This window comes from Leclercia sp. W6, from assembly GCF_003336345.1.
In the GTDB taxonomy this organism is placed as follows: Bacteria; Pseudomonadota; Gammaproteobacteria; order Enterobacterales; family Enterobacteriaceae; genus Enterobacter.
In genome coordinates, this window is sequence record NZ_CP031104.1 from 3,151,020 (window position 1) to 3,177,320 (window position 26,301).

Annotated in this window: 25 protein-coding genes; 5 read left to right on the top strand and 20 right to left on the bottom strand. The window is 58.3% G+C overall.

Going from position 1 to position 26,301, the window contains the following annotated elements; all coding sequences use genetic code 11:
• Positions 1-4: 4 nt before the first annotated feature.
• Genes DVA43_RS15360 through DVA43_RS15400 form a run of 9 tightly spaced genes read right to left on the bottom strand, consistent with a single transcriptional unit; the run spans position 5 to position 6,678 of the window.
• On the bottom strand, positions 5-1,141 hold the full coding sequence (locus tag DVA43_RS15360; RefSeq protein ID WP_114316055.1) for a lactonase family protein: 1,137 nt from the start codon (positions 1,139-1,141) through the stop codon (positions 5-7).
• A 54-nt stretch (positions 1,142-1,195) separates the two neighbouring features.
• A complete protein-coding gene (locus tag DVA43_RS15365; protein WP_114316056.1) occupies positions 1,196-1,936 on the bottom strand; it encodes a KDGP aldolase family protein in 741 nt (246 codons plus the stop codon).
• Positions 1,933-3,051, bottom strand: a complete 1,119-nt coding sequence (locus DVA43_RS15370) for a DgaE family pyridoxal phosphate-dependent ammonia lyase (RefSeq protein WP_114316057.1) — start codon at positions 3,049-3,051, stop codon at positions 1,933-1,935. The genes DVA43_RS15365 and DVA43_RS15370 overlap by 4 nt, the downstream gene beginning before the upstream one ends.
• On the bottom strand, positions 3,035-4,168 hold the full coding sequence (locus DVA43_RS15375; protein WP_114316058.1) for an amidohydrolase/deacetylase family metallohydrolase: 1,134 nt from the start codon (positions 4,166-4,168) through the stop codon (positions 3,035-3,037). Before DVA43_RS15375 ends, DVA43_RS15370 begins: the two co-directional genes overlap by 17 nt.
• A 42-nt stretch (positions 4,169-4,210) precedes the next feature.
• Positions 4,211-4,852: a DUF4310 family protein gene (locus tag DVA43_RS15380; RefSeq protein ID WP_103178023.1), complete on the bottom strand. Its 642-nt coding sequence runs from the start codon at positions 4,850-4,852 to the stop codon at positions 4,211-4,213.
• A 13-nt stretch (positions 4,853-4,865) separates the two neighbouring features.
• Positions 4,866-5,642 carry a DUF4311 domain-containing protein gene (locus DVA43_RS15385; protein WP_039030609.1) on the bottom strand — a complete coding sequence of 259 codons (777 nt, stop codon included), beginning with the start codon at positions 5,640-5,642 and terminating at the stop codon, positions 4,866-4,868.
• A gap of 22 nt (positions 5,643-5,664) precedes the next feature.
• The gene (locus tag DVA43_RS15390; protein ID WP_006810338.1) at positions 5,665-5,964 is read right to left on the bottom strand and encodes a DUF4312 family protein; all 300 of its coding nucleotides are present in this window, start codon (positions 5,962-5,964) and stop codon (positions 5,665-5,667) included.
• Positions 5,965-5,966: 2 nt separating this feature from the next.
• Positions 5,967-6,329: an SFCGS family glycine-rich protein gene (locus DVA43_RS15395; protein WP_006179053.1), complete on the bottom strand. Its 363-nt coding sequence runs from the start codon at positions 6,327-6,329 to the stop codon at positions 5,967-5,969.
• Positions 6,330-6,339: 10 nt separating this feature from the next.
• Positions 6,340-6,678 carry a glycine dehydrogenase gene (locus DVA43_RS15400; RefSeq protein ID WP_114316059.1) on the bottom strand — a complete coding sequence of 113 codons (339 nt, stop codon included), beginning with the start codon at positions 6,676-6,678 and terminating at the stop codon, positions 6,340-6,342.
• 418 nt (positions 6,679-7,096) lie between these two features.
• On the opposite strand from DVA43_RS15400, the gene DVA43_RS15405 reads away from it, so the two are divergent.
• The gene (locus DVA43_RS15405; protein WP_114316060.1) at positions 7,097-7,255 is read left to right on the top strand and encodes a Hok/Gef family protein; all 159 of its coding nucleotides are present in this window, start codon (positions 7,097-7,099) and stop codon (positions 7,253-7,255) included.
• A 73-nt stretch (positions 7,256-7,328) separates the two neighbouring features.
• Here the strand turns inward: DVA43_RS15405 and cybC are convergent, their stop codons facing one another.
• Both cybC and pmbA read right to left on the bottom strand, forming a co-directional pair.
• Positions 7,329-7,712: a cytochrome b562 gene (gene cybC, locus DVA43_RS15410; protein WP_103823039.1), complete on the bottom strand. Its 384-nt coding sequence runs from the start codon at positions 7,710-7,712 to the stop codon at positions 7,329-7,331.
• 225 nt (positions 7,713-7,937) lie between these two features.
• Positions 7,938-9,290 (bottom strand): metalloprotease PmbA, encoded by a 1,353-nt coding sequence (gene pmbA, locus DVA43_RS15415; protein WP_103823038.1) that lies wholly within the window; start codon positions 9,288-9,290, stop codon positions 7,938-7,940.
• Between the two features lie 95 nt (positions 9,291-9,385).
• Between pmbA and yjgA the strand changes: the two genes are divergently transcribed.
• Positions 9,386-9,937, top strand: coding sequence for a ribosome biogenesis factor YjgA (yjgA, locus tag DVA43_RS15420; RefSeq protein WP_103178015.1), 552 nt, complete (start codon positions 9,386-9,388; stop codon positions 9,935-9,937).
• A 99-nt stretch (positions 9,938-10,036) separates the two neighbouring features.
• On the opposite strand, the gene mpl is transcribed toward yjgA, so the two are convergent.
• Positions 10,037-11,410, bottom strand: coding sequence for a UDP-N-acetylmuramate:L-alanyl-gamma-D-glutamyl-meso-diaminopimelate ligase (gene mpl, locus DVA43_RS15425; RefSeq protein ID WP_114316061.1), 1,374 nt, complete (start codon positions 11,408-11,410; stop codon positions 10,037-10,039).
• 179 nt (positions 11,411-11,589) lie between these two features.
• Between mpl and fbp the strand changes: the two genes are divergently transcribed.
• Together fbp and DVA43_RS15435 are read left to right on the top strand one after the other, a co-directional pair.
• A complete protein-coding gene (gene fbp / locus DVA43_RS15430) occupies positions 11,590-12,588 on the top strand; it encodes a class 1 fructose-bisphosphatase (RefSeq protein ID WP_103178013.1) in 999 nt (332 codons plus the stop codon).
• A gap of 159 nt (positions 12,589-12,747) precedes the next feature.
• Entirely contained in the window at positions 12,748-13,092 is a 345-nt protein-coding gene (locus tag DVA43_RS15435; protein WP_114316062.1) for a LysR family transcriptional regulator, read from the top strand.
• On the opposite strand, the gene DVA43_RS15440 is transcribed toward DVA43_RS15435, so the two are convergent.
• The 5 genes from DVA43_RS15440 to ytfQ all read right to left on the bottom strand — a co-directional run bounded on the left by DVA43_RS15440 (position 13,067) and on the right by ytfQ (position 19,312).
• Entirely contained in the window at positions 13,067-14,635 is a 1,569-nt protein-coding gene (locus DVA43_RS15440) for a methyl-accepting chemotaxis protein (protein WP_114316063.1), read from the bottom strand. The genes DVA43_RS15435 and DVA43_RS15440 overlap by 26 nt on opposite strands.
• A 93-nt stretch (positions 14,636-14,728) precedes the next feature.
• Positions 14,729-15,727, bottom strand: coding sequence for a galactofuranose ABC transporter, permease protein YjfF (yjfF, locus tag DVA43_RS15445; RefSeq protein WP_114316064.1), 999 nt, complete (start codon positions 15,725-15,727; stop codon positions 14,729-14,731).
• Positions 15,714-16,739, bottom strand: coding sequence for a galactofuranose ABC transporter, ATP-binding protein YtfT (ytfT, locus tag DVA43_RS15450; protein WP_168194501.1), 1,026 nt, complete (start codon positions 16,737-16,739; stop codon positions 15,714-15,716). The genes yjfF and ytfT overlap by 14 nt, the downstream gene beginning before the upstream one ends.
• A 10-nt stretch (positions 16,740-16,749) precedes the next feature.
• Positions 16,750-18,252 (bottom strand): galactofuranose ABC transporter, ATP-binding protein YtfR, encoded by a 1,503-nt coding sequence (gene ytfR, locus DVA43_RS15455; protein ID WP_114316065.1) that lies wholly within the window; start codon positions 18,250-18,252, stop codon positions 16,750-16,752.
• Between the two features lie 103 nt (positions 18,253-18,355).
• Positions 18,356-19,312 (bottom strand): galactofuranose ABC transporter, galactofuranose-binding protein YtfQ, encoded by a 957-nt coding sequence (gene ytfQ / locus DVA43_RS15460; protein WP_114316066.1) that lies wholly within the window; start codon positions 19,310-19,312, stop codon positions 18,356-18,358.
• A 308-nt stretch (positions 19,313-19,620) separates the two neighbouring features.
• Here ytfQ and ppa point away from each other — a divergent pair, with 308 nt between their 5' ends.
• On the top strand, positions 19,621-20,148 hold the full coding sequence (ppa, locus tag DVA43_RS15465; protein WP_103178006.1) for an inorganic diphosphatase: 528 nt from the start codon (positions 19,621-19,623) through the stop codon (positions 20,146-20,148).
• 146 nt (positions 20,149-20,294) lie between these two features.
• On the opposite strand, the gene DVA43_RS15470 is transcribed toward ppa, so the two are convergent.
• From DVA43_RS15470 to tamA, 3 genes are read right to left on the bottom strand one after another with little or no spacing between them, the layout of a single operon-like run.
• Positions 20,295-20,639 (bottom strand): gamma-glutamylcyclotransferase, encoded by a 345-nt coding sequence (locus DVA43_RS15470; RefSeq protein ID WP_103823030.1) that lies wholly within the window; start codon positions 20,637-20,639, stop codon positions 20,295-20,297.
• Between the two features lie 2 nt (positions 20,640-20,641).
• Positions 20,642-24,418, bottom strand: a complete 3,777-nt coding sequence (gene tamB, locus DVA43_RS15475; protein WP_114316067.1) for an autotransporter assembly complex protein TamB — start codon at positions 24,416-24,418, stop codon at positions 20,642-20,644.
• Positions 24,415-26,148 (bottom strand): autotransporter assembly complex protein TamA, encoded by a 1,734-nt coding sequence (tamA, locus tag DVA43_RS15480; RefSeq protein WP_114316068.1) that lies wholly within the window; start codon positions 26,146-26,148, stop codon positions 24,415-24,417. The genes tamB and tamA overlap by 4 nt, the downstream gene beginning before the upstream one ends.
• Positions 26,149-26,301: the final 153 nt, after the last annotated feature.

The following is a 26,301-nucleotide window of genomic DNA, read 5'->3' on the forward strand; positions in this document are numbered from 1 at the left end:
CAGCTTAGGGTGAAATGACCATCTGGGATGGACTGCCGACCGGGGTATAGTCTGGCTCGACGCTCAGCTTGCCGTCCTGCGCCACGCGAAACCGGGTGATGTTGTCGCTGCGCTGGTTCATGACATAGAGCCAGCGCCCCTGTTTATCCAGCGTCAGGGTGCGCGGGTAATCGCCACGCGTCCAGACGTCGTTCTGATGCGTCAGCGTTCCTTCCGCCGTTACGGTAAAGTGGCCGATGCTGTTATGCAAACGGTTAGCAACATACAACTGCTTACCATCACCACTTAACGCCAGCCCAGCGGCAAAACTGGTGCCCTTGTAGCCAGCTGGTAGCGCAGAGACGCTCTTGCCCTCTTTCAGCGTACCGTTGGCCTCTACGGCATAATGGGTCAGCGTAGACGCCTCTTCGTTTATCAGCCACAGGGCGTCACCTTTTGGCGTAAAGACGAAATGGCGCGGCCCGGCCCCTTTTGAGGAGGCGCTGATAAATGGCGGATCGTTCGGGGTGAGCTTCCCGGTGCGATCGTCAAAACGGTACTGATAGATACGATCCAGCCCCAGATCGGTGGAAAAAACATATTTCCCGCTCGGATCGGCGGCGATCATGTGCGCATGGGGGCCGTTATGATCGCTGATGGCAAAACTGCACTCTACGGCGGCTTCAGGTTTAGCGGCACCCGGTTCGCCTTGATCCTGGTGGGTATCCGTGGCATTACCCAGGCTGCCGTCAGCGTTGATCGGCAGCACCGCAATGGATCCGCTGATGTAGTTGGCCACCAGCAGGTGCTTGCCGTTCGGCGTCAGCGAGAGATAGACCGGGCCCGCACCGCCGGAGGCCACCTGATTCAGTTCGCTCAGCTCGCCGTTATCGCCCACCCGCAGCGCCTGCACCACCCCCTGCTCCACTTCGCTTGCCAGATAGAGCGTTTTGCCGTCGTGGGAGACGGTTAACTGCGCGGCGTTCGGCAGTTTACTCACCAGCGTTTTGTTGGCGAGCGCGCCGGATTGCGGATCGACGGTAAAGCGGTAGAGTCCTTCGCCGTTGGGGTTGTAGGTGCCCACCCAGGCGTACTGGGTCTGAGCGACAGCGGCGGTGGCAAGCATTGAGAGTGAAGCGACAAGCAGGTTACGGGTGTGCATGGTGGCTCCTGATCGTGTTTCCCTCCCCCGGCGGGAGAGGGTTAGGGCGAGGGACTACTTAACCTGTTTTTTCGTCATCTCCAGCAGCGTACGCACATCTTCCGGACGCGTATCCCCGCTGGCTTTGTCGATAATCGAGCTGTAGATATGCGGGATGATCTTGCTCACACCTGCATCGAGGGCGATCTGCAGGATTTCCTCAAAGTTTTCCAGATCGATACCCCCGGTCGGCTCCAGCCAGAAGTTGTGACGGGCGCAGGCTTCCGCCACCGCCTGGTATTCGTTCCGGCACTTCAGGCCGCCCATCGGGAAGTATTTGATTGAGCTGCCGCCGAAATCTTTCAGCAGGGCAATGGCCGTTTCCACCGGGACGATCCCATCAGGTGCCGCGCTGCTCAGCGGGCCGGTGGAGATTTTCACCATCCCGACGGTGCCGGTCGGGGAGACCAGACCGTTGACCACGGACTCGCTCTGCCCCAGCAGCGCGCGGCTGGTCGCCACGCCAGTGAAGACCTGGTTGACGTGCTGCGGCTGCACCTGGCGGGCGATCTCGCTCACCATCGCCGACTGGTTCGGGTCACCCGCGCCCAGCCCCACGGAGAGGGCGTTATCGATAAGCTGAGCGTACTCACGCATATCCGCCACCGCGCTGTCCACGTCCGGGTAGTTTTTGGAGAGCACGCCCACCAGTACATGGCCCTCTGCGGCTTCGTAGATGGCGCTGGCATTGGCTTTTGAGCCGGCCAGCACGTTCAGGCAGACGCGGTCGCGGTAAAAGTTGGGGATCAGTTTCATGCGGTTTTCTCCTGGCCTAATACTTCGCTGATGCGGCGATAGACAATGTTCAGCTGGTCAGCGGTGACGCTGCGCACGTCCGCTTCGATAATCCCTTCGTTCGCTTTATAGCCGCGGAAGTAGATGGCGTATTCGCCCTGCTTCAGCGCATGCACCAGATCGCCGGTGCCGACGCCGGTGGTGGCTTCGTCGAACTTAATCTCGGTGCGGGCGATGTCGCGGCCCGCGCTGTCCCACACCACGCGGGCAGTCACGCCGTTCAGGGTGTTGAGCGCGTCGATAAAGGGGGTCATCTTCGCCACCATCTCCGCCCCGCTCTCTTTGGTCGCCGTCAGGTAGTGTTCGATAGCGCAGGTCAGGCCCAGAATGCCCTCTTTACCCACCTTCATCGCCCGGCCAATGCCCACCGTCTGGCGCTTCACCCACTCCACGTACTGGGTCTTGCCGATCACCAGCCCGCTGGTGGGCCCTTCAATTGCCTTCGCGCCGCTGTAGATCACCAGATCGGCGCCGGATCGGTAGTAGGTATGCAGATCTTCTTCCGCCGCGGCATCGACGATCAGCGGGAGATCGTGCTTACGCGCCACTACCGCCGCCTGCTCCACGCTGAGCATGCTTTTCTGCACGCAGTGGTGCGATTTGATGTAGAGAATGGCCGCGGTGCGCGGAGTGATCGCCGCCGCCAGCTGATCGGCGGAGCATTCGTTGGCGTAGCCCGCTTCCACCAGTCGGCCGCCGCCCAGCGCCACCATGGTGCCCACCGGGGCGCCAAAGTTGACGTTATGGCCTTTCGGCAGGACGATCTCGTTGTTCTCAATCGGGGTGATGTGCAGGTTTTCCAGCAGCCAGTCGCTCTCTTTTACCAAAACCGCCGCCACGGACTGGGCAATACCCGCCGACGCGCAGGAGACCACCGTCGCCCCTTCCACATCCAGCAGCTTCGCGATGTACTCGCCGGTTTTGTTGACCAGATCCTTCATCTCGAAGTACTGGTTCATGCCCTCCATTGCCGCCTGCACCACTTCCGGGCGCGGCGTGGAGACGCCCAGCGCGGTCATGCGCCCGGAGGTGTTAATCACCTGTTTTAAATTGTATTTCTCAAAAATTGAAGGCATGTTCCGTGCTCCCTTGTTCGGTCATGTAGCCCTTGCCCGCGCGGATCGCGGCAAGCGGCACCAGAATGTGTTCAGCCTGCAGGCTGTCGTTTTCGGCATCCACCAGCAGCGTTGGCTGGCGCTTAAGGGTGAAGAGCGTCAGGTCGGCGTCGAGACCCGGCTGAATGCGGCCTTTGCGCGTCAGGCGCAGGCCGTCGGCCGCGTTGGCGGTGACGCACTCAATCACCTGCGGCAGCGACATGCCGATGGCGAGGAACTTCGACATCACGCTCGCCAGCGAGCCGACCGGGCCGTTAATGCGGTTGCGGCAGTAGATATCCGAGCTGATGGTGTGCGGCAGAATGCCCATCGCGATGGCGCGTTTCGCCACCTCAAAGCTGAAGCTCGCCGTGCCGTGGCCCACATCCAGGCGCACGCCGCGCTTCAGGGCGGAGGTGATGGAGGCGCGTAGCTCCCCGGAGGGGGTCAGAATGCGGTTCGGTTTGCCGTTGTAGCAGTGGGTGATGATGTCGCCTGAACTCAGCAGTTCGGCGATTTCGTCGAGGTTTGGCGGGTTGTTGCCAATGTGCACCATCAGCGGCAGATCGCCGTTCTCTTTCTGGATGGCCTTCGCACGTTCCAGCGGCGTAATGCCATTCTCGCCCACCACGCTGCTGCTCATGCGCGCTTTCAGGCCGACGATAAAATCAGGGTGGCGCTTCACCGCCTGCTTTACCGCGTCGGCGTCGATATTGGCCATATTGGCCAGCTCGTTCTGGGCAATCAGCCCCACGCGGGAGATGTTCAGCAGGGCAAAGACCTCGGTGGAGGCCTTGCGGGTGATGGCGTAGAAGTCATCCACGTCGTCCGCCCCGGTGCTGCCTGCGTCCACCACGGTGGTGACGCCGGTGGCGATGCCGACGCTGTCCGGCTCGTCGTGATAAATCGGCGAGTTCGGGTAGCAGTGAACGTGGGAATCAATCCAGCCCGCGCTGACCCAGGTGTCACCGTTGAGCTCAACGGTGTGCTGTGCGGGATCGGTGATGTCGCCAACCGCCGCGATCTTCCCGTCCTGAATGGCGATATCGGTCAGGGTATCGTCGGTGAGGCGCGCACGGCGCAGGAGTAAATCAAACATGGGGTTCTCCTGAGAAGACGGGCGCCGGAGCGCCCGCAGGTATTAAAGGGCGACCGGGAACAGCCAGCCCAAAAGCATTGCGCCGAGGATGGCGCCACCGGTAATCGGCTTCTGCCAGATATAGAACAGCAGTGCGCCCAGCAGGGAACCGATGCCGATCGGGATCGAGGCGGTCATCGCGCTGAGGATAATCAACGGCCCGAGGAAGCGGCCAGAGGCGTTACCGGCGCCCATCATCACGTCTGCCCCATAGGTGGAGTTGCTCTGATTGATGGTGAACTTACGCGCCAGGATGATGACGTAGCCAATCGCCAGGCCAATCACCAGGCCGGTTGCCAACGAGGCGATAAAGTTGGTCACCGGGAACATGATGCCCGCGCCCAGCAGCAACGCCGGCACGCCTAAGCCGACGCCGGTCTGGATCGCCCCGCCGATATCCAGAATCCCCACCAGGGAGCCTTCGATAATACGGGCGAACAGGAAGCTGGCGCCGAACGCCGCCACCGCGCCGTAGGCACCGGTATCGATGCCCGCTTTCAGCATCGCCACGAAGGCCACTTCGTTAAAGGCGCCGATGCCGTAGAGGTAGTACATATGCGTCCCGGCGAAGACGCCGGAGGAGAGCAGGCCAACAAAGATCGGGAACGACCAGTCGGCATACCAAAAACCTTTATTCTGTTCCATTTAGAGGCCCCTGTTACTTGCCGCTGAGCGAGTTGTGGATCATGTCGAGCCAGTTCGGCACGGTCAGATGGAAGGATTCGATCATCTTCATGTCGAAGCCGCGGAAGAAGCCGCTCAGCACGAAGAGCAGAACGATGGCCGCCATCATCACTTTGGTGACGTGGTTCCAGCCGCTCTCTTCCACCCCTTTACCGATCAGAATACCCAGCACCAGACCCGGCACGGCGTTACCCATGATCAGCTGCGCCGCGCCGCCAAAAACGGTGGCCCAGAAGCCCGATTTTTTACCCGCGTCGATGGCCGCCAGCCAGAAGATCACCGGCATCACGGTGTTGACCAGCAGGTTTGCCGCCGGTACCAGCACCTTAACGGCGGTGACCTGCAGCGCGGCCGGAACGGAGGAGGCGGTGAGGTTCAGGAAGGTGACGACAATCATGCCGATCACGCCGCAGGCAATCGCCATTTTGCGGGGATCGTGCAGTGTCTCGCCGACGTTGCGGTTTTTGATCATCAGTGCAGCCGCACCCCAGTTCGGGATGATGCGGTGGTCAACGTCCTGGGTGAAGGAACCCGCCGCAACCGACGAGGCCCAGGCGTTAAAGAAGAAGCCTAACCCAAAGGAGAAGTGGGACGCCGGATCCCCCTCGCAGGAGTTCAGCTCCCCCAACGTACGAAACGCGCCCATACCCTGTGTGGTAGGCGCATGAAACATGCGTGCAGCCCCGGCCCCAACGCCGACGCCAACCAGGCCGCCGATGATGAGCGATTTTATTAAAATTATCAGGAACATTCGTCTGCCCTATTAGTAAGAATCAGCGTTGCGTGACAAAGTCCACCTGGTCCAGATTGATGGCAGTCACGTTGACGGTCACGTCCAGCTCCACGCTGTAGGTGCGTCTTTCCCGGCGCAAAAAGAAGAACAGAAACGCCTCTTTACGCACCGCTTCTTGCGCCTGAACAACCTGCACATCCTGTGGCTCAATACGCAGTAAGATATGCGGCGATGCTTTCATCACCGCGGCCTGAACATGGTTCAGCGCGTCGGCAAAGGCGCGCGCTTTGGCGTCGCCTTTGCCCTTCACTCTCACCGTGGTGGTGAACTGTTCTTTCATGCTTATGCGCCGTGCTTCTTCTGCCACGCCTGAACCAGACGCTCGCCCAGCTCTTCTTTATCCATAAAGCCAAAGCCGAGCACGTTGCAGCCTTCGTTGATGGCGGTGACGCCTTCATCGACCGAGCGCATGCCGTACTTCGCTTTGTAGCCATATTTGGTCTGGGCGGTGATAGCACCCGCGCCGCCGCTGCCGCAGAAGGAGATACCGAAGGTGGCGTTCTCCGCCTTCATCACGTCGCCCAGCTTCATGTCTGCCGCCATGCCTGGCACCACGACCGCACGGCCACCCGCTTTTTCAACGCCTGCTGCAACCTTCTGGCCTTTACCCAGGCGATCGCCGATAACGACTGTAATTTGTTCCATGATGTGCTCCTTAAAGGTTGTCTTTGGCGACTTCGAAGTGAACGGAGAGCAGCCAGGCTTCTTCATCAGGAAGATTGCCAAACTGCGCCACCACTTCACGGGCAAGCCGCATGGATTCTGGTGAAATTTCGTCAAACAGGTCAGCCTCGACCTCTGGCAACGGCTCGCCGGTTACCGACCGGTGCGCCATGGCGCGGACGTGGGAGGTCAGCATCTGCTCCTGAACGGCATTGGGGATAATGTGGTGATGACTAAGCAGGGCAAAAATCTGCTTGAGCATGGTGTCGGCCAGCTGTTCAGTTTGCGCCGCCTGGTCTCCAGTGTCGTTTATTACCGTTCCGTTAATCACTCGTCTTACCCCGTTATTGGCTCTGGGATAAAACTAACGCCGGGTGTAAGGGGTTTGTAGCGAGTTGTTTTCCACTTCGAAGTGGAAAGGAGAGCGGCACCAGTGATCTGTGCCACATAATTGCGCTGAATAACGATTTTTCGCTGGCCTAACGTGATGAATATCACGCTCCTGAACGGCAAAAGCCACGTTGTGGAAGTGAAAAAGTTTACGAGCAGACTCGTAGAAGTGTGAGCTGGATAAGGTTTTCTTATGAGGATTCGTTAGAGTGGCCGTGGGTGCTTGAGACTGACCGTCTCATGCATGGGACGGGAAGTGGAAAGCCCCGCCTGACGAAAAATCAGGGCGGGGCTCGAAACGACACGTCCGAACACGTGGAGTTCGCTACCTCGCCCGCTTTAAAAGCAAGGAGGCATCCATGAAAAGCACAAAACTTATTATCAAAGTAACAACGATTGCCGCAATAACAGCAATCCTGCTCACACTGATAACCCGGCGAAACCTGTGCGAAATTAGCTATCGCAAAGGTTCACTGGAGGTGACTGCCCGACTGGATTGCAACTCTGGCAAGGAGTAGAGCGAGTATGCGGGGGGAGTACAATCCCCCTGCATTTCATGAGTGTATCAAGGACGTAAGGCTCAGGCACCCATTAACGGTATTTTTTGTGATAGGTATTGCGCGTGGTAACAAAGCCATCGGCTGCCGCCTGGGCCTCTTTTACTTTGCCTTCGTTCGCCAGCTTCAGCGCGCCGTCAATCTGGCCCACCAGCGTCTCAAGGCCGTGGCGGAAATCTTTCATCTCCGGGCTATCTTCCGCTTTGCCTTCCAGCTTTGGCGGGGTCTCTTTTTGCGCGTCTACCGCGGCGGTGCGCATTTTGGTTAACGCCTCTTTCATCTCCGCCGCGTTATCGGTTTTTTGCACCACTTTCAGGTTTTCGCTGAGGGTGTCCATATTGTCTTCCAGGTCGGCAAAGACCGAGGTGCTCATGACCAGCGATGACGCTGCGAGGATAGCTAACAGGGTTTTACGCATTGCTCACTTCCTTTTTATTATTAAAAAAACCGACTAATACCCTAAATAATTCGCGTTGCAGAACAAGGCACATGTGCCTTGAACAGCGCTTGCGCTGGCCCCAAAGGGGCGAGGCCATAGGCCGAGTAACGCGGCAAGCGCGTGAATCCCCGGGAGCTTACATAAGTAAGTGACCGGGGTGAGCGCGCGCAGCCAACGCATCTGCGGCGTGAAGTATGACGGGTATTACTGACCGGCGATTTTCATTTCCGGTAACAGAACGGAACCGCACTGGATATTGCTGCGTGTCTCAATATCGTTGCCCACCGTCACGATATTACGCCACATATCTTTCAGGTTACCGGCGATGGTAATTTCACTCACCGGATACTGAATCTCACCGTTTTCCACCCAGAAGCCAGACGCCCCGCGCGAGTAGTCGCCGGTGACGCCGCTCACGCCCTGCCCCATCAGCTCGGTGACCACCAGCCCGGTGCCCATCTCTTTCAGCATCTGCTCAAAGCTCAGGCCGCGGCCCGGAATGCGCCAGTTGTGGATGCCGCCCGCATGGCCGGTGCTCTTAAGCCCCAGTTTGCGTGCGGAATAGTTGGTCAGCAGCCACTGGGTCAGGATGCCCTCTTTGACGATATCGCGACGCTCGGTGCGCACGCCTTCGCTGTCGAACGGCGTGGAGGCCAGTCCTTTCAGCAGGTGTGGGTGCTCTTCAATGGTCAGCCACTCCGGCAGGATTTGCGTGCCCAGCGCATCGAGCAGGAAGGTGGATTTACGGTAGACCGCGCCGCCGGCAATCGCGCCGACCAGATGCCCGAACAGCCCGGTCGCCACTTCATTGGCAAAGATAACCGGTGCTTTCATGGTAGAGAGTTTACGCGGAGCCAGGCGGGATAAGGTGCGTTTTGCACACTCCGCCCCAACCCACTCTGGCGACTGTAGATCGCCCATCGCGCGGCCAATGGTATAGGCGTAATCGCGCTCCATGTCGCCGTTCTCTTCGGCAATCACGCAGCTGGAAAGAGAGTGACGGGTGGAGCAATAGCCCTGCAACATGCCGTGGCTGTTGCCAAAGACTTTAATGCCGTAGTGGCTATTAAAGCTGCCGCCTTCGGTATTGGTGATGCGCTTATCGGCATTAAGGGAGGCCTGCTCCGCGCGAGCGGCGAACTCAATGGCTTCGTCCGGGGTTACTTCCGCCGGATGGAAGAGATCCAGATCCGGGGCCTCAAAGGCCAGCAGCTCTTTGTCAGCCACCCCGGCATAGGGGTCTGGAGAGGTGTAGGAGGCGATATCCAGCGCCGCCTGTACGGTCCGCGCAATGGCGTCAGGACTTAAATCGGTAGAGGAGGCACTGCCTTTACGGTTCTGGTGATAAACAGTAATCCCTAACGCGCCATCGCTATTAAATTCAACGGTTTCCACTTCGCCATAACGGGTGCTGACGCTCAGGCCAGTGGTTTTGCTGACGGCGACTTCTGCCCCGTCCGATTTCGCTGACGCCAGCTCCAGGGCCATGGAGACGGCCTCTTCCAGTGCTTTACGCTGCGCTGCAACTTGTGAGATCACTTTCATCGTAAATGCCATAATGTAAGGTGTAGTTAGCTGAAGTCTAACAGAGAACCGTTTCTCAGTACGCGTCTAAACTGGTAACATTAGCCTCTTTTTTTAAGGAGCCTGACATGACTAAGCAGCCCGAAGACTGGCTCGACGACGTTCCCGGTGATGACATCGAAGACGAAGATGATGAGATCATCTGGGTCAGTAAAAGTGAAATTAAACGCGACGCCGAAGAGTTAAAACAGCTTGGTGCGGAGATGGTAGAGCTGGGTAAAAACGCGCTGGATAAAATCCCGCTCGACCCGGATCTGCGTGCCGCCATCGAACTGGCACAGCGCATCAAGAAAGAGGGCCGTCGCCGCCAGCTTCAGTTGATTGGTAAATTATTGCGCCAGCGCGACGTAGAGCCGATTCGCCAGGCGCTGGATAAGCTGAAAAACCGCCACAACCAGCAGGTTGCGCTGTTCCATAAGCTGGAGCAGATCCGCGATCGTCTGATTGAACAGGGCGATGACGCCGTACCGGAAGTGCTGAACCTGTGGCCGGACGCCGATCGCCAGCAGTTGCGCTCTCTCATCCGTAACGCGAAGAAAGAGAAAGAGGCGAACAAGCCGCCGAAGTCTGCACGTCTGATTTTCCAGTATCTGCGCGAGCTGGCGGAAGCCGAAGGTTAATATCTTACTTGCTGTTTGCTGTTTGCCGGATGGCGGCGTAAACGCCTTCTCCGGCCTACAAAAAAAGCCCGGTCAGCGTTATCGCTACCGGGCTTTTTTTTACACCACTGCTTCTGCTTTCTTCGCCAGACCGTCCAGCAGTTTCTGATGGATCCCACCAAACCCGCCGTTGCTCATCACCAGAATGTGATCGCCCGGCTGCGCGGTTTTCACCACCATCTCCGCCAGCGTATCCACGTCGGCACTCCAGTGCGCAGGCTGGACGCAGGCTTCGGCCACTTCCGCCACCTGCCACGGAATGTGCTGCGGTTGCAGGAGGAAGACCTCGTCCGCGCGACCTAAAGAGGGGGCTAAATCGTCTTTGCAAATCCCCATCTTCATGGTGTTGGAGCGCGGTTCCAGTACGGCCAGAATGCGTGCCGTGCCGCCCACTTTGCCGCGCAGGGCAGCCAGCGTCGCGAGGATCGCGGTCGGGTGATGGGCAAAATCATCATACACCGTCACGCCATTGGCTTCGCCGCGCAGCTCAAGACGACGACGGGCATTGATAAAGGAGCCCAGCGCGTTGGCCGCATCGGCAGGCAGCACGCCCACATGACGGGCCGCGGCGATCGCCATCAGGCCGTTATGCATGTTGTGTTCGCCCACCAGCGCCCACTGCACTTCCCCAACCTTTTCGCCATCCAGCAACACTTCCCAGCGGGAGGCATCATTGGTGAGCTTTTTCGCCTGCCAGTGGCCCTGCTCGCCCACCAGCTCCTGCTCGCTCCAGCACCCCATCGCCAAGGTCTGCTTCAGGTTAATGTCGTTCTCCGGCAGGATGATGCGTCCCTGGCCCGGTACGATGCGCACCAGGTGGTGGAACTGCTTCTGAATCGCTTTCAGGTCGTCGAAAATGTCCGCGTGGTCAAACTCAAGGTTGTTGAGGATCAGCGTACGCGGGCAGTAATGAACGAACTTGGAGCGTTTATCAAAGAACGCGCAGTCATATTCGTCCGCCTCAATAACAAAGAACGGGCTCTCGCCCAGACGGGCAGAAACGTCAAAGTTCCCCGGTACGCCACCAATCACAAAGCCCGGCTTGTAGCCGCAGGCTTCGAGGATCCACGTCGCCATACCGGCGGTGGTGGTTTTGCCGTGGGTACCCGCCACCGCCAGCACCCAGCGATCGCGCAGAACAAAATCATGCAGCCACTGCGGCCCTGACATGTAGGGAATATTCCTTTCCAGCACGGCTTCTACGCAGGGATTACCCCGGGTCATGGCGTTTCCGATGATCACCAGATCCGGCTGCGGCTCCAGCTGGCTGGCGTCGTAGCCCTGAATAAGATCGATGCCCTGGTTTTCCAGCAGCGTGCTCATCGGCGGATACACATTGGCGTCCGAACCTGTCACCTCATGGCCAAGAGCGCGCGCCAGCATAGCCAGGCCGCCCATGAAAGTGCCACAAATCCCCAATATATGAATGCGCATACGTCACTATCCTTCTTCAATGTGGCGCACATTTTACGCATATGTCAGCAGCAGAGAAATGCATTTCAGGAAAATCTGTAGCAAGCTGGCGCGATTCACCTCTGCGCGACAATTTGAAAGTTTGTTAAGATTGTTGGGCATCAACAACTTTACTCAACATCCAATGCAGGGAAAGTGTTATGAAAACGTTAGGTGAATTTATTGTCGAAAAGCAGCACGAGTTCTCGCATGCTACCGGTGAGCTCACTGCTTTGTTGTCGGCAATAAAGCTGGGCGCCAAGATCATCCATCGCGATATCAACAAAGCCGGACTGGTCGATATCCTGGGTGCCAGCGGTGCTGAAAACGTGCAGGGCGAAGTTCAACAGAAACTCGATCTGTTCGCGAATGAAAAACTGAAAGCTGCACTGCGCGCGCGCGACATCGTTGCGGGGATCGCCTCCGAGGAAGAAGATGAAATCGTCGTCTTTGAAGGCTGTGAACACGCCAAGTATGTCGTCCTGATGGATCCGCTGGATGGCTCCTCCAACATCGACGTTAACGTCTCTGTCGGCACCATTTTCTCCATTTACCGTCGCGTCACCCCTGTCGGCACGCCGGTCACCGAAGAAGATTTCCTGCAGCCGGGCAATAAGCAGGTTGCTGCGGGTTATGTGGTATATGGCTCCTCCACCATGCTGGTCTACACCACCGGCTGCGGCGTCCATGCCTTTACTTACGATCCGTCGCTGGGTGTATTCTGCCTGTGCCAGGAACGCATGCGCTTCCCGCAGAAAGGCAGCACTTACTCCATCAACGAAGGGAACTACATTAAATTCCCGGCCGGGGTGAAGAAGTACATTAAATTCTGCCAGGAAGAGGATAAATCGACCCAGCGCCCTTATACCTCGCGTTATATCGGCTCCCTGGTGGCGGATTTCCACCGCAACCTGCTGAAGGGCGGTATCTACCTCTACCCAAGCACCGCCAGCCACCCGGAAGGTAAGCTGCGCCTGCTGTATGAGTGCAACCCAATGGCCTTCCTCGCCGAACAGGCGGGCGGTAAAGCCAGCGACGGCAAAGAGCGGATTATGGATATCATTCCTGAAAGCCTGCACCAGCGCCGTTCCTTCTTCGTTGGCAACGATCATATGGTTGACGACGTGGAACGCTTTATCCGTGAATTTCCGGATGCCTGATTGTTGAGTTTGACCAAAAGGGGCCACTCGGCCCCTTTTGTTTTTCCAAACATTTATATCTTTGTTGGTATAAAACTATATAAAAATGCTGCTGTAACCCGCTGAATCAATGCGTCATCATGACGGCGTTCAAATAGCGTTCAATGGAAATCAGCCGATATGAAAAACCTCTCTCGCTCATCCACTGGCATCGATCTCAATCTGATTCCGGTATTTATTGAAGTCGTCAGGTGCGGGAGCATGGCCAAAGCCTCTTCACGTCTTGAGATGTCCAGGCCAGCAGTCAGCCTGGCCCTGAAACGCTTTGGCATGCTGTTTAATGAGCCGCTGTTTACCCGCAAGGGTCTGTTTCTTGAGCCAACACCTTATGCGTTGCGCTTGACCGCCGAGATGGAAAAGCTGCTGGGCGCCATTCATGACCATATCGCCAGCACCCCGGCTGGCGCGGAAAACCTCCCGGCGCCGGAAGAGGATAAGGCTACGCCTGTTGCGACGACAGCTTAAACAGTGACATCGCCTCGATGAGCTCGCGGGACTGCTCTTCCAGCGAGCGCGTCGCGGCGGACGATTGCTGGACCAGCGCCGCGTTTTGCTGCGCGGTTTCGTCCATCTGATTGACCGCAATATTCACCTGCTCAATACCACGGCTCTGCTCGTGCGACGCATTGGCGATCTCACGCATCAGGCGGGTCATGCGCATCACCTCGTTGGCGATCTCGTCCATGGTTTCACCCGCCTGCTGCGCCAGTTCGCTGCCTTCGCTGACGTGCGCCTGCGAATCGCTGATGAGCGTGCGGATCTCTTTCGCCGCATCGGCGCTACGGCTGGCGAGGTTACGGACCTCTCCGGCCACCACCGCAAAGCCGCGCCCCTGCTCACCCGCGCGGGCGGCTTCCACCGAGGCATTCAGCGCCAGAATATTGGTCTGGAAGGCGATACCGTCGATCACGCTGAGAATATCGGCGATACGGTCGGCGCTGCCGGAGATATCGCGCATCTTCTCAATGACATAACAGACCATCTCGCTGCCGCGGTCAGCGGTATCTGACATCGTCTTCGCCACCTGATGCGCCTGCTCGGCATTGTGGGCGTTCTGCTTCACCGTGGCGGTGATCTCTTCCATGCTGGCCGCGGTCTGCTCCAGCGAGGTGGCGGTGGATTCTGTACGCTGGGCAAGGTGCATATTGCCTGCGGTCAGCTCCCGGCTGCCGGTATCGATCTGCGAGCTGGCATCGCGCACCCGCAGCACCGAGCCCATCAGCGACTGACGCATCCCCTCAATGGCGGCGTTGAGGCGGTTAAACTCCTGGCTTGCCGGTGCGGTCAGGGCATGGGTTAAATCGCCAGCGGCCACGTGTTCAAGCTGGGCGATAAAGGAGGAGAGCGGCTTCAGCAGCATATGACGAAGCGCCAGCCACGCCAGCACGATGATGCCCGCGGTCAGCAGCGCGGCGACGATGATCAGCAGCATCACCCGACTTTTACTCGCCTGCACCGCGGCGACTTCAGCTTTGCCGCGGCTGTCGCTCCAGGCCTGGAAGGCCTGCATATCGTTATCAAACTGACGCGCTACCGGCACCAGACGGTTCTCCAGCAGATCGTAATAGTCATCGGCATTCTGCGCATTGAGGGCGTTCTGCATCGGCACGATCCCCTCAGCATTATAGGCGGCGAGGCTCGCGGCCACTTTCTTCAGCAGCGCCTCACCTTCGGGATCGTTTACCCCGCTATCGATCACGCTTTTCAGCGTGGTTTGCGCCTGTTTGAGTTCGTCATTGATGTTTTTCACCGATTTTGTGGCGTCATCCAGCAGCCCCACCTCCATCATGCGGACGGCCTGCCCCGCCTCGTTGCGCGCGCGCAGGATCAGGGTGTAGCCCGAATTAAGCTGCACCAGCTGTTCGCCCTGAAGATGGTTAATGCGTTGCAAAGAGGAGGAGCTCTGGGTGAGGGCATAAATGCCGATACCGCTGACAAGCAGCAGCAGGAGGGTCATGACGGCCAGTAACGAAAGCAAGCCGGTACGAATCGATAGCGTTTTAAGCATGATGTAATTTCCGGTAGCGAGATAAATCTGGACAGAATTAAGGGTTATCGGCCGCTACCGGAAAAGATTTAGACTTGAAGTAAATTCAGGCGCTTATAGCTTGCTGGTTGTGCTCACCCGGGTAACAGGCGAGTTCTGGCGGTTCTCCCAGAGCACCGTCAGGCCGCGCTGCAGGGCGATAAAGATGAACAGCAGAATGCCAATCGCAATCTTGGTCCACCACGAGCTGAGGGTGCCGTCGAAGTTAATATAGGTCTGGATCAGCCCCTGGATCGCCACCCCAAACAGCGTGCCCAGCACCGTGCCGACGCCGCCGCTGAGCAGCGTGCCGCCAATCACCACCGAGGCAATCGCGTCCAGCTCCACCCCTACCCCCGCCAGCGCATAGCCCGCCTGGGTATAGATGGAGAAGACGATCCCCGCCAGCGTCGCCAGCCCGGTGGAGAGCATATAGATACGAATGGTGGTGCTACGGGTGGAGATGCCCATCAGGTTGGCGGAGGTCGCGCTGCCGCCGATGGCATACACTTCGTTGCCAAAGCGGGTGCGGTGGGCGAGGAAAATGCCGATCACTACCACGCCCAGCATCACCAGCCCGAGAATACTCAGACGGCCGCCGCCGGGGATTTTCCACGCCAGGCTTGAGAGGGTGTCGTAGACCGGATGGTTAATCGGGATCGACTCCTCCGACACCAGATAGCTGACGCCGCGCAGGAAGAACATCCCGGCGAGGGTGATAATAAACGCCGGGATCTTCAGGGCGTCGATCAGCAGTCCCATAAAGGCGCCAAAGGCGCAGCCCATCACCAGCACCAGCGGGAAGGCCAGCAGCGGGGAGATCCCCCAGTAGCCAATCGCCTTAGCCAGGAAGACGCCGGTAAAGGCGATCACCGACCCGACGGAGAGGTCGATCCCGCCGGAGAGGATCACGAAGGTCATGCCGACGGCGATGATCCCGAGGAAGGCGTTGTCGGTCAGGATGTTGCAGATCACCCGCGTCGAAGCAAAACCGGGGAACTGCGTCAGGCAGTAGAGATACCCCAGCACAAACACGCCCAGGGTTATCATGAGCGGTAAATTACGTTTTATCATGACCACGCATCCCCTTAATGAGACTGATAAAGCGCGGCGACTGCACGATGAGCACGCAGAGCACCACCACCGCTTTCACCACCTGGTTGAGTTCCGGCGGGAAACCCGACAGCAGGATCCCGGTGTTCATCCCCTGGATAATCAGCGCGCCAATCACCGACAGCAGCAGGTTGAAGCGCCCGCCCATCAGCGAGCCGCCGCCAATCACCACCGCGAGGATCGCATCCAGTTCCAGCCAGAGCCCGGCGTTATTGGCATCGGCCCCGCGAATATCCGCCGCGACGATAATCCCGGCAATGGCGGCACATACCCCGCTCAACACGTAGGTGAGCATCACCATCAGACGGGTGCTGACCCCGGCGTTTTTCGCGGCGCGAATGTTAATCCCCACCGCTTCGATAAACATCCCGAGGGCGGTTTTGCGGGTGAACAGCCAGAAGGCGATCAGGGTGACCACCACAATAATCACCGGCGTCGGGAAGAAGAACAGCGATCCGCTGCCAATCCACGCCAGATTCGGGGCGTTGAAGGTGACGATCTGCCCGGAGGTGATCAGCTGCGCCACCCCGCGTCCGGCCACCATTAAAATGAGGGTGGCGACAAAGGGCTGGATTTTGAGGATCGCCACCAGGATGCCGTTCCATAATCCCGCGAGCACGCCGGTGCCCAGCGTCGCCAGCAGCACCACCGGCAGGCTGTGTCCGGCCACGGTCATTGAGGCTGCCGTCGCCCCGGCAATCGCCATCACCGCCCCGACCGACAGGTCGATACCGCCGGTGGCGATCACCAGCGTCATGCCGATCGCCAGCAGGGCAACCGGCGCGGCACGGTTTAAGATATCAATCGGACTGCCGAACAGGCGGCCATCCTGGAGGATAATCTGATAAAAATGCGGCGAAACGAGGCTGTCCACCAGCAACACCAGGATCAGCGCAATGATTTGCGGCGTGCCGGTGGGCCAGCTGAAGCGGCGCTTCGTCTCGCCGGTCTGAGAAAGTGAACGTGACATCACGATCTACTCCTTATGCCGCAATGGCGTTCATGATTGCCGGAACGGAGAGCGCATCCAGCGGGATCTCGGCCACCTGCTGACGGTCGCGCATGATGATCACCCGATCCGCATACCCCACCAGTTCCTCCAGCTCCGATGAGATCACCAGCAGCGCCAGACCGTCGGCGCAGAGGGTTTCGATCAGGCGGATAATTTCCGCGTGCGCCCCTACGTCGATACCGCGGGTCGGCTCGTCGAGGATCAGGAACTGCGGTTTGGTCAGCAGCCAGCGTGACAGCAGCACCTTCTGCTGGTTACCGCCGGAGAGAAATTCGATCGGCTGCTCCGCACTCGGGGTGCGGATGCCAAGCTGGCGAATAAAGCGCTCGGCAATCACATTTTGCTCTTTACGGGGAATGGGGCGCAGCCAACCGCGCTGGGCCTGCAGGGCCAGAATAATGTTTTCGCGCACCGAAGCGGCGGCGATAATACCGTCAGTCTTGCGATCTTCCGGGCAGAAACCGATCCCGAGGCTGGAAGCCTGATGCGGGGAGCGCAGCGTCTGGGGTTTACCTTTAATCAGCGCTGTGCCGCTGTCGGCAGGTTTGATCCCGAAGATCACCTCGGCGGTTTCGGTACGTCCCGACCCTAACAGCCCCGCCAGTCCGACGATTTCGCCCGGGCGCACCTCAAGATCAAAAGGCGCAATGGTGCCTTTCTTGCCGTACCCTTTAAACGCCGCCACCGGCTTCTCGCTGAGCAGCGTCCGGCCCGCACGCTGCAGGGCATTGCTCTCCAGCTCGCGGCCCAGCATCATTTTCACCAGCTCGATTTGCGGCAGCTCCCGGGTTTCGCGACAGCCGACGAAGCCGCCGTTACGCAGGACGGTAATGCGGTCGCTCACCTCATACACCTGATCGAGGAAGTGGGTGACAAAAATCAGGCTCACCCCCTGGTCGCGCAGCTGGCGCATCAGGGTGAAGAGCATTTCGACCTCCTGGGTATCCAGGCTGGCGGTAGGTTCATCGAGGATCAGCACTTTTGCCGAGAGATCGATAGCCCGGCAGATGGCGACGATCTGCTGCATCGCCACCGAGAAACGGTTGAGCGGCTCGCGGACGTCGAGAGAGAAACCGTATGACGCCATCAGTTTTGTGGCGCGCTCTTCCATCTCTTTACGGCGCAGCAGGCCAAAACGTCGAGGCTCGCGGCCGATAAACAGGTTATCCGCCACCGACATATTCGGCAGCAGGTTCACTTCCTGATAGACCGTCCCGATACCCAGCTGCTGGGCATGGGCGGTATTTTTGGGCGATATGGCGTGGCCTTCCAGCCAGATGGTGCCGCGATCGGCGTGATAGACACCGGTCAGGGCTTTAATCAGGGTCGATTTTCCGGCGCCGTTTTCGCCCAGCAGTGCCATGATCTCGCCACGCCGCAGGCTGAAATCGACGTTATCCAGCGCTTTTACGCCGGGAAAATATTTGCTCAATCCTTCTGTGCGGAGGATTTCCTGTTGTTGGTCTGTGATCATGGTTCCCCCTGCATCATGTCGGATGGCGCTACGCTTATCCGGCCTACAAAAAGCGAGCCGCAGGCCGGGCAAGCGCAGCGTCGCCCGGCATTTTCAGTCGAGCTTAGTAGCCCATATTTTTCTTCTTCTCTAACTCTTCTGCAGCGGTATCAGGCAGATAGAGCGTGGACTTGGTGATCGTGACTTTTTCTGGCATGGTGCCGTCTTTCTTGAATTTCTCCAGCGCGTCAAAGGCCGGGCCTGCCATGTTTGGCGTCAGTTCCACGCTGGCGTTGGCCTCTTTGTCGATCATCGCTTTATAGATATCCGGTACGCCGTCGATAGAGCCGGTCAGGATGTCGGTACCCGGCTTCAGGCCCGCCTCTTTGATCGCCTGGATAGCGCCGATCACCATGTCATCGTTATGGGCGTAAACCATGCAGATGTTCTTGCCGTTGTTCTCAGCTTTGATAAAGCTCTCCATGACCTCTTTCCCTTTACTGCGGGTGAAGTCGCCGGACTGAGAACGGATAATCTTGATGTTTGACGCTTTGGAGATGGCATCAGCAAAGCCTTTCTTACGGTCGATGGCCACGCTGGCGCCCACGGTGCCCTGCAGCTCCACCACGTTACACGGCTTACCATCCACCTGTTTCACCAGCCATTCACCAATCAATTTGCCTTCCAGCACGTTGTCGGCGGTGACGGTGGTCATATAGAGAGATTTGTCTTTTACATCGATGGAACGATCGAGCAGGAAGACCGGAATTTCGGCATCTTTCGCTTCTTTCAGAACCGGTTCCCAACCCGTCGCCACGACCGGGGCAATGAAGATGGCGTCAACGCCCTGAGCGATAAAAGAGCGTACCGCTTTGATCTGGTTTTCCTGTTTTTGCTGACCATCGGCGATCTTCAGCGTGATGCCGCGTTTTTCGGCCTCACTCTTCGCGACGTTGGTCTCAGCGGCGCGCCAGCCGGACTCTGAGCCGACCTGGGCAAGTCCTACGGTTAAGGGGGCGGCCATCGCCATAGACGACATGGCTGCCGAAACTGCTGTGACAAGAAGTAAGCGCTTCCACATAAGTGCGTCCTCGTAGGGTAGTTTATTGTTGGGTAAAAAATGTTCTGCGAAGAGACTATAGACAATGCGAGATGTAACGGAGTGTGTTACATCACACTTCGGAAAAGTGAATAAAACGTTAATCACAAGTTTGTAATCGCTTTCACTGAGCCATTAAAAATGCGGCTGAGTTTATGGATTATATTGTCATGAGAAAGTGCTGATAATGGTTTTCAGGAACAGGGATTGGCGAAAACAGGCGGAGACATTCCGCGCCAGTTGGCTATAATACTCGCCACTTGATTACCAATCATTTAAAGGACACAGACATGAGCTTACTCAACGTCCCAGCGGGTAAAGAACTGCCGGAAGACATCTACGTAGTTATCGAAATCCCGGCGAACGCTGATCCTATCAAATACGAAATCGACAAAGACACCGGCGCACTGTTCGTTGACCGTTTCATGTCTACCGCGATGTTCTATCCGTGCAACTACGGTTACATCAACCACACCCTGTCTCTGGACGGTGACCCGGTAGACGTGCTGGTCCCAACGCCATACCCACTGCAGCCGGGCTCCGTGATCCGCTGCCGTCCGGTTGGCGTGCTGAAAATGACCGACGAAGCGGGTGAAGATGCGAAACTGGTTGCGGTACCGCACACCAAGCTGAGCAAAGAGTACGATCACATCAAAGATGTGAACGACCTGCCAGAGCTGCTGAAAGCGCAGATCGCCCACTTCTTCGAGCACTACAAAGATCTCGAGAAAGGCAAATGGGTGAAAGTGGAAGGCTGGGACAACGCAGAAGCCGCTAAAGCGGAAATCGTTGCCTCCTTCGAACGCGCGAAGAAGTAATGCTTTCTGCGTGAAGAGAGCCCCGACTTGTCGGGGCTTTTTTTGGTCTGTGCGGCCTGTTGCCGGGTGGCGGCTGCGCCTTACCCGGCCTACAAAATCTGTGCGGCCTGAAAAAACAACGCCACCCGAAGGTGGCGTTATTCATATCAGTACTGGTCTCTGTCTAACCAGTTACCGCTTTCAATCAGCGTCAGACCTTCCACCGAACGTTGGTACACGTACATCCATGCACTGCCGTAGGGTGTCTGGATTAACCGGCGAGCGTATTCCCCGCCTTTGGTGCGCAAGGCATCAAGTTCGGCCAGCGTGGCATTATCAATACGATAAACCTCACCGTGTACTGCTCCTTCTCCCGGAACGGCGCCTGGATAGTGGCCCAGGCTGTACAGCTGGTAGTTCTCGATACTGTAATCCCCCAGCAACTGGGCGTTAGTCATCCAGTGGCTGTTGCCTTGCTTTGTTCTTAAACTGCCGTAGACAAATATTCGCATTGCTAAAACTCAAACTGATAGAGCAGATCGAGTGCCTGGTCTACGCCAGACACCGCTTCCAGATATAGCTTAGGCATCAGGCGATAGCGTAACGTGAGAGTTGCTAATGAGTCAAAGATCCCCACACCATATTTCACCTGCAGACCCGGCAGTACATAGCCGCTGACCACCACCTGAGAGGAGTCGCCGACCCCCTGGGTATCCAGCGCCAGATTGCTTACGCCAAACGTCTCGCCGATTTTACCCACAACCTGACCACTTTGTGCAACCCCCAGACCGACTAACATTGAGGTCATCGCCGCGCTGTCGCTCTGATTGCTGTCCAGCCCCTGCCCGCGCAGCAGGTATGAGAGCGCTTCCTGCTGTGACATGGCCGGGTCAGAGAAAATTTCCGCTTTCGGTTCGTCCGCGGTGCCCGTCACGCGCACCCCGGCGATCACATCATTTTCGGTGGCCTCCGGATTACGGATCGCTTCGATATTCAGCAGCGGCTGATCCGGCGGGCCGGAGAAGAGCAGTTCGCCTTTACGCACCATCAAATCCTGGCCGTAGGCGTGGAAACACCCTTCCGGAATGTTGATCTGCCCGTTCAGGCCCAGCCCCTGTTTATCCTGCGCGACTTTCAGATCGCCGGTCAGTCTGGCCTTCAGCCCAAACGCATCCAGGCTCACGTTGTTACCCACGTGTACGATCAGGTTGCTGTTGATCGGGATAGAGGCGGTCTGTGGCTCCTCCGGCTGGAGGTTGTTGTTGAGCATCACCTCATCGCTGGAGACGCCCACCGCGCTTTCCGGCAGTTCATGCACCACGATACGAGCCCACGGTACATCGACGCGGCCATCAAGGGTGAACAGCTGCGGCGTGGCCTCAAAGACCACATCCGGCGAGACGTCTAAACGCACCATCGGCGGCACGGTGATCCGCACCTTGCTGCCTTTGGCCGCCACCCGGGCGCGCCAGTTATCGAGCTGGCTCCAGTCGGCATCGCCGCTGAGGTTGATCTGCCCTTGCTGGGTACGCACGGTGCCCGTAAGCGTCGAACTCATACCATTAAAGTTCATCGCCAGCTGGCTCGGCAGCATATCGAACGGCATAAAGTTGCCGTCGATATCCACCCCGTTCAGCTGCATCTGACCAAACAGCTGCGGGCTCTGGGCGCTGCCGGCCAGCCGCAGGTTGGCATTCAGCATGCCTGCCGCCTTCTCACCGCGAGAGAAGATGGCATTCGCCATCGCCAGGTTAAGGTTGCGGATATTGACGTTGCCCCCCAGGTTGCGCCGTCCTTGCGGATCGGTCACCTGGATCTGGCCGTCCAGCTGCCCGTTGTTGGTGAGGCGGATCAGCCAGCCCAGCTCGGCGCGGTTGTTATGCAGATCGGCGGTGAGATTAAGAGTGCTGAAGGCCAGCGGCAGCGGCGCATCGTTCACCACCTGCGTTACCTTCACGTTACGCCCGGCGAGCGTGACGTTGCCCTCCGGCAGCCCCGGTTTGGTGGTATCCCAGGAGACATCCGCCTTGCCGCTGAACACGCCGCTTGCTTGCGTAGTGTCTGGCATGAACGGCTTGAGCATCGCCAGATCGAAGCGGTTAAGGTTGACCACCGCCCGCCCTTCTGCGCCTGCGTCAATGGTCTGCGGCACGCACAGTTCGGCATTCGGGTTAGTCCAGCAGTGCGGCCCGATGCTGATCTTCTGCTCTGCGTTGCGGTAATCCAGGGCAATAGCGCGCGATAACGACCACGGCCCCACCGGGGTGGCGAAGCGGGTGTTATCCAGGGTGCCTTTCCAGCGGGTCTCCTGGCGGTCAAAGCTGCCCGCCAGGTGCAGCTGGCCGGAGACCGGTTCACCCTGAATGCGCAGCTGGAGATCGTGCTGCTTCTCGCTCCCCTTGGCTTCCAGCGTGACCTGATTAAGGTTGAGGCCCGGCTGGGAAATGCGATCGACCCGCAGGTTCAGGTGCCCGGCGATCTGATCGGTGGATTTCACGTCGCCATCCACCCGCACCCGGGCGATGGTGAGATCCTGCCAGCGCAGGCCGTTGGCGGTGATATCCGCCAGCAGCTGCGGGGCTTCTACCGTGCCGCGCACCTTCAGCAGTCCTTTCGCGGTTCCGCCCAGCCCCGGCAGGGCATTATCCAGATTCGGCGCGTCGATGGTGGCATCCAGATCGAGATCTTTCACCCCCAGCTCGCCCTTAATATCGGCGGTGTTGCGCCCCAGCGCGACGTGCAGGCCCGGGATGACCCACTGCAGGTAGCTGTTGCCCTTCAGCGAGCCGTTCACATCCACTTTGTTCTGCTTCACGTTGCCGGTGATTTTCAGCTCCGGCACCTCCATCTGCCAGCTACCGCCGTAGAGACTACCGCGGGTTTTAATCAGCCCGTCGAGCTTCGAGGGCCAGTCCGGCACCTCTTTGGCGGTGTTGATCCCGGTGAGCTTCAGCTCCCCGCGCCAGCTGATCGCCTTCTGCCAGTCGAGCAGCGCCGTCAGCTCGGTTTTGCCCTCCAGCGCCGCCACCGTCAGCTTGTCGAGATTGATCTGCTGCTCGTTGCCCTTCGCATCCAGAGTGATGCCGGCAGGCGGCAGCCCCTCCCCTTTCACCGCAGTGCGGAACGACAGGGTGTAATCGGTCATTTTGCCGGTGAGCTTCAGCTTCACGTCATCGGCCTGGTACTGCTTCTCACCGGTAAATGGCCAGTAGAGCTGCTCACTCACCACCTCAAGGTTGAGCGGCAGGCCCGCCTCTGCAAGCCGGGTCTGGCCGCGCAGCACCACGTCAACCGGGCCGGAGAGGTTCACGCCAAACTCCAGCTGTTCGCGCATGGCGCCGCCCACCTTCAGCTTCACCTTCTCGCCTTTAATCGGGTCGATGTTCAGGGTGCTGTTGAGAGTGATATCCACCGGCCAGTTATCCCGCAACAGGGCGTTGCCGGTGGCGTTGACGCTCCCCTGGTTGGTGTCGATATCCAGCGCGTCGAGCTTCATGTTGCCGTCGATGCTGCTCACTTTCATCAGCATGTTGAAGACCGTCAGATCGGTATCGCCGGTAAGGCGCAGCTGCTCGCCCTTAAACTCTTCAATATTAAGGTTCAGCGGCAGGTGAACGTCGGTCATCTCCGGCAGGACCGGTTTCGAGAAGAGATCCTTCAGGGTTTCGCCCAGCGGCTTCTCTTCCGGCTGCGGGTTCTGAATTTTAGGCTCGACGATCTCTTCCTGGGCCACCTCCGCCACTTTCGGCAGGGCAATCAGCAGCCCTTGCAGAGAAGTCGGGGTCAGGGTCAGGTTTTTCTCCTGCCAGCGCAGGCCGGAGGTGAAGTCCATCACCGACACGGTGGTGTCGTCGATTTTGACGTTGATGTTATTCAGCGCCACCCGGTTAAGCGATATCGGGTATGGCGTGGAGAGATCCAGCGGCCCGCTCTCCTCTTCGGCAACGGGCTCTGACTGTGGCATTTTTTTGGAATCTATCGTCACGAAGACATCTTTTAACGACAGATCGTTAATGCACAGGCTGCTGTCGCGCAGACAGCTGAGCTTCACCGCCAGATGCAGATCCCCGGCGTTGACCGCCACGCCCGGCTGGTCATAGCGGACGTTTTTCAGGTGTAAGTCGCGCCAGCCGCCGGTGACCTGGCCAATCTCCAGCCCCGGCACCCAGCGGTCTGCCGCCTTAAACAGCAGATGCAGCCCGCTGGTGGTCCCCACCAGAAAGGCCACCGCAGCCAGCAGCAGCAGGATAAACAGCAACACGCCGAGGCTGATTTTCTTCCATAAACTCATAATTCCGGCCCCAGACCGATGTAAAACTGTAAACCGTGTTCATCTTTATCGCCCACCGGCACGGCGAAATCGAGCTTGATCGGCCCGACCGGTGACTCCCAGCGCACCCCGACGCCTGCGCCGGTTTTAAAGTCGCTGCGGCGGATATCGCTCACCGCTTCTCCGCTGTCGATAAAGGTCGCGCCCCACCATTTTCCGGTGACGTTGTACTGATACTCCAGCGAGCCGGTAGCCAGCTTCGAGGCCCCGATCAGCTTGCCGTCGTCATCTTTTGGCGCGATGGATTTGTATTTATAGCCACGAATGCTGCGATCGCCCCCGGCGAAGAAGCGCAGATCCGGCGGCACTTTTTCAAAGTCGCCGGTTTCAATCCAGCCCAGGTTGCCACGCACCACAAAGCGGTGACGGTCATAAAAGGTGCGGATCCAGACGTTTTGCGCCTGTACCACGGAGAAATCCACATCCGAGCCCCAGGCGGTATTGGAGTAGTCTATCGAATAGCGCTGGGAATCCCCCCAGTCCGGCATCAGGCCGCCGCGGGAACGGGTCCGGCTGATCATCACCCCCGGATAGAGCAGCATGGTGGTGTTGGTGACGTTGGCCTGGGTAAAGTGGTCGAGGCTCCAGCGCAGGTTAATGGCGCGCTGCCAGCCGCTGGAGAGATCCCAGTAACGCGACACGGCGAGGGTCGTGGAATCCGCTTCGGTGTCGTTCAGATCGGTACGCTTAAAGCCGCCCTGCACCAGGTAATATTGCTCAAGCGGATTTTTCAGCAGCGGCATTTTATAGCTGAAATCGAGCTGCTGTTCCGGGGCTGAGAGACTGACGTTGCTGGTCAGGCTGTGGCCGTAGGAGTTCATCCACGGCTTTTTCCACGTCGCTTTTACGCGCGGGCCGACGTCGGTGGAGTAGCCCACCCCGGTCTCAATGGTGTTCTCGGTGCGTGGCGATACCACGCCGTGCAGCGGCAGCACTTTGGTCTGTCGCGCTTTATCAAACTCTGGTGCCACCACCACTGAGTTAAACCAGCCGGTAGCTGACAGACGGCGGTTGAGCTCGGCCAGATCTTTCGACTGGTAATAGTCGCCCTCTTTAAAAGGGATCAGATTCTGCAAATACTCATCACGGATCTGCGAGCCTTCGAAGGTCACATCACCAAAGCGGTAGCGTTCTCCGCTGTCGTAGTCGATATCCCAGAACGCCTGATGGCGGTCGAGGGCGATGCCGAGCTGACTTTTATTGAACTGGCTGTCGAAGTAGCCTTTGCGCAGCGCCACCTTGGTCAGATCTTTTTTGAAGCCGTCATAGTCGCTGTGATTGAGCACGGTGCCGTTCTTTGGCCGCGTGTTCAACAGTTCAAGATAGTCCTGATCGGTACGCGCGCCGCCGCGCAGCACCACGTCCGTGCCGCCGATGAGCACCGGAACCCCAGGCTTGACGCGGGCAATCAACACCTGCCGTCCTTTGGCCGGCGGTGGACGCAGTTCGAAGTCGATGGTCGGCTCGTAGTAGCCGAGCGCTTTTAAACCGCCACGGATGGCGTCGTCCACGCGAGCGCGAAAGCGACGATCGGGCGTCACTTCGTCGCTCTCAATAGTGGAGAGCTGTGCGCGTACGTTTTTTTCCAGCGCCCCGGATAGCCCCTCAACCTGTAAACGAACGTTCGCCGCGCTGGCGATTCCGCTTGTCAGCAAGAGACTGGCTAAACATAAATGGCGGATTTTTGGCACGTTTTCTCCTGAATATCCTTGTTTCCACCCCTGGAAGCATATGAAGTGCCGCTCCGCAGCAAATCACGGCAAAAGCCCAAAACCCAATACGCGGGTTGAAAAATGGTTAAACACCCTAATATTTCTTATGTTTAAATCTAGACTCATTCACCG

Bases quoted from the DNA above. Each gene is read 5' to 3' on its own strand.
- DVA43_RS15360 (WP_114316055.1), bottom strand. From the start codon at position 1,141: ATGCACACCCGTAACCTGCTTGTCGCTTCACTCTCAATGCTTGCCACC.
- DVA43_RS15365 (WP_114316056.1), bottom strand. From the start codon at position 1,936: ATGAAACTGATCCCCAACTTTTACCGCGACCGCGTCTGCCTGAACGTG.
- DVA43_RS15370 (WP_114316057.1), bottom strand. From the start codon at position 3,051: ATGCCTTCAATTTTTGAGAAATACAATTTAAAACAGGTGATTAACACC.
- DVA43_RS15375 (WP_114316058.1), bottom strand. From the start codon at position 4,168: ATGTTTGATTTACTCCTGCGCCGTGCGCGCCTCACCGACGATACCCTG.
- DVA43_RS15380 (WP_103178023.1), bottom strand. From the start codon at position 4,852: ATGGAACAGAATAAAGGTTTTTGGTATGCCGACTGGTCGTTCCCGATC.
- DVA43_RS15385 (WP_039030609.1), bottom strand. From the start codon at position 5,642: ATGTTCCTGATAATTTTAATAAAATCGCTCATCATCGGCGGCCTGGTT.
- DVA43_RS15390 (WP_006810338.1), bottom strand. From the start codon at position 5,964: ATGAAAGAACAGTTCACCACCACGGTGAGAGTGAAGGGCAAAGGCGAC.
- DVA43_RS15395 (WP_006179053.1), bottom strand. From the start codon at position 6,329: ATGGAACAAATTACAGTCGTTATCGGCGATCGCCTGGGTAAAGGCCAG.
- DVA43_RS15405 (WP_114316060.1), top strand. From the start codon at position 7,097: ATGAAAAGCACAAAACTTATTATCAAAGTAACAACGATTGCCGCAATA.
- cybC (WP_103823039.1), bottom strand. From the start codon at position 7,712: ATGCGTAAAACCCTGTTAGCTATCCTCGCAGCGTCATCGCTGGTCATG.
- pmbA (WP_103823038.1), bottom strand. From the start codon at position 9,290: ATGGCATTTACGATGAAAGTGATCTCACAAGTTGCAGCGCAGCGTAAA.
- yjgA (WP_103178015.1), top strand. From the start codon at position 9,386: ATGACTAAGCAGCCCGAAGACTGGCTCGACGACGTTCCCGGTGATGAC.
- mpl (WP_114316061.1), bottom strand. From the start codon at position 11,410: ATGCGCATTCATATATTGGGGATTTGTGGCACTTTCATGGGCGGCCTG.
- fbp (WP_103178013.1), top strand. From the start codon at position 11,590: ATGAAAACGTTAGGTGAATTTATTGTCGAAAAGCAGCACGAGTTCTCG.
- DVA43_RS15435 (WP_114316062.1), top strand. From the start codon at position 12,748: ATGAAAAACCTCTCTCGCTCATCCACTGGCATCGATCTCAATCTGATT.
- DVA43_RS15440 (WP_114316063.1), bottom strand. From the start codon at position 14,635: ATGCTTAAAACGCTATCGATTCGTACCGGCTTGCTTTCGTTACTGGCC.
- yjfF (WP_114316064.1), bottom strand. From the start codon at position 15,727: ATGATAAAACGTAATTTACCGCTCATGATAACCCTGGGCGTGTTTGTG.
- ytfR (WP_114316065.1), bottom strand. From the start codon at position 18,252: ATGATCACAGACCAACAACAGGAAATCCTCCGCACAGAAGGATTGAGC.
- ytfQ (WP_114316066.1), bottom strand. From the start codon at position 19,312: ATGTGGAAGCGCTTACTTCTTGTCACAGCAGTTTCGGCAGCCATGTCG.
- ppa (WP_103178006.1), top strand. From the start codon at position 19,621: ATGAGCTTACTCAACGTCCCAGCGGGTAAAGAACTGCCGGAAGACATC.
- DVA43_RS15470 (WP_103823030.1), bottom strand. From the start codon at position 20,639: ATGCGAATATTTGTCTACGGCAGTTTAAGAACAAAGCAAGGCAACAGC.
- tamB (WP_114316067.1), bottom strand. From the start codon at position 24,418: ATGAGTTTATGGAAGAAAATCAGCCTCGGCGTGTTGCTGTTTATCCTG.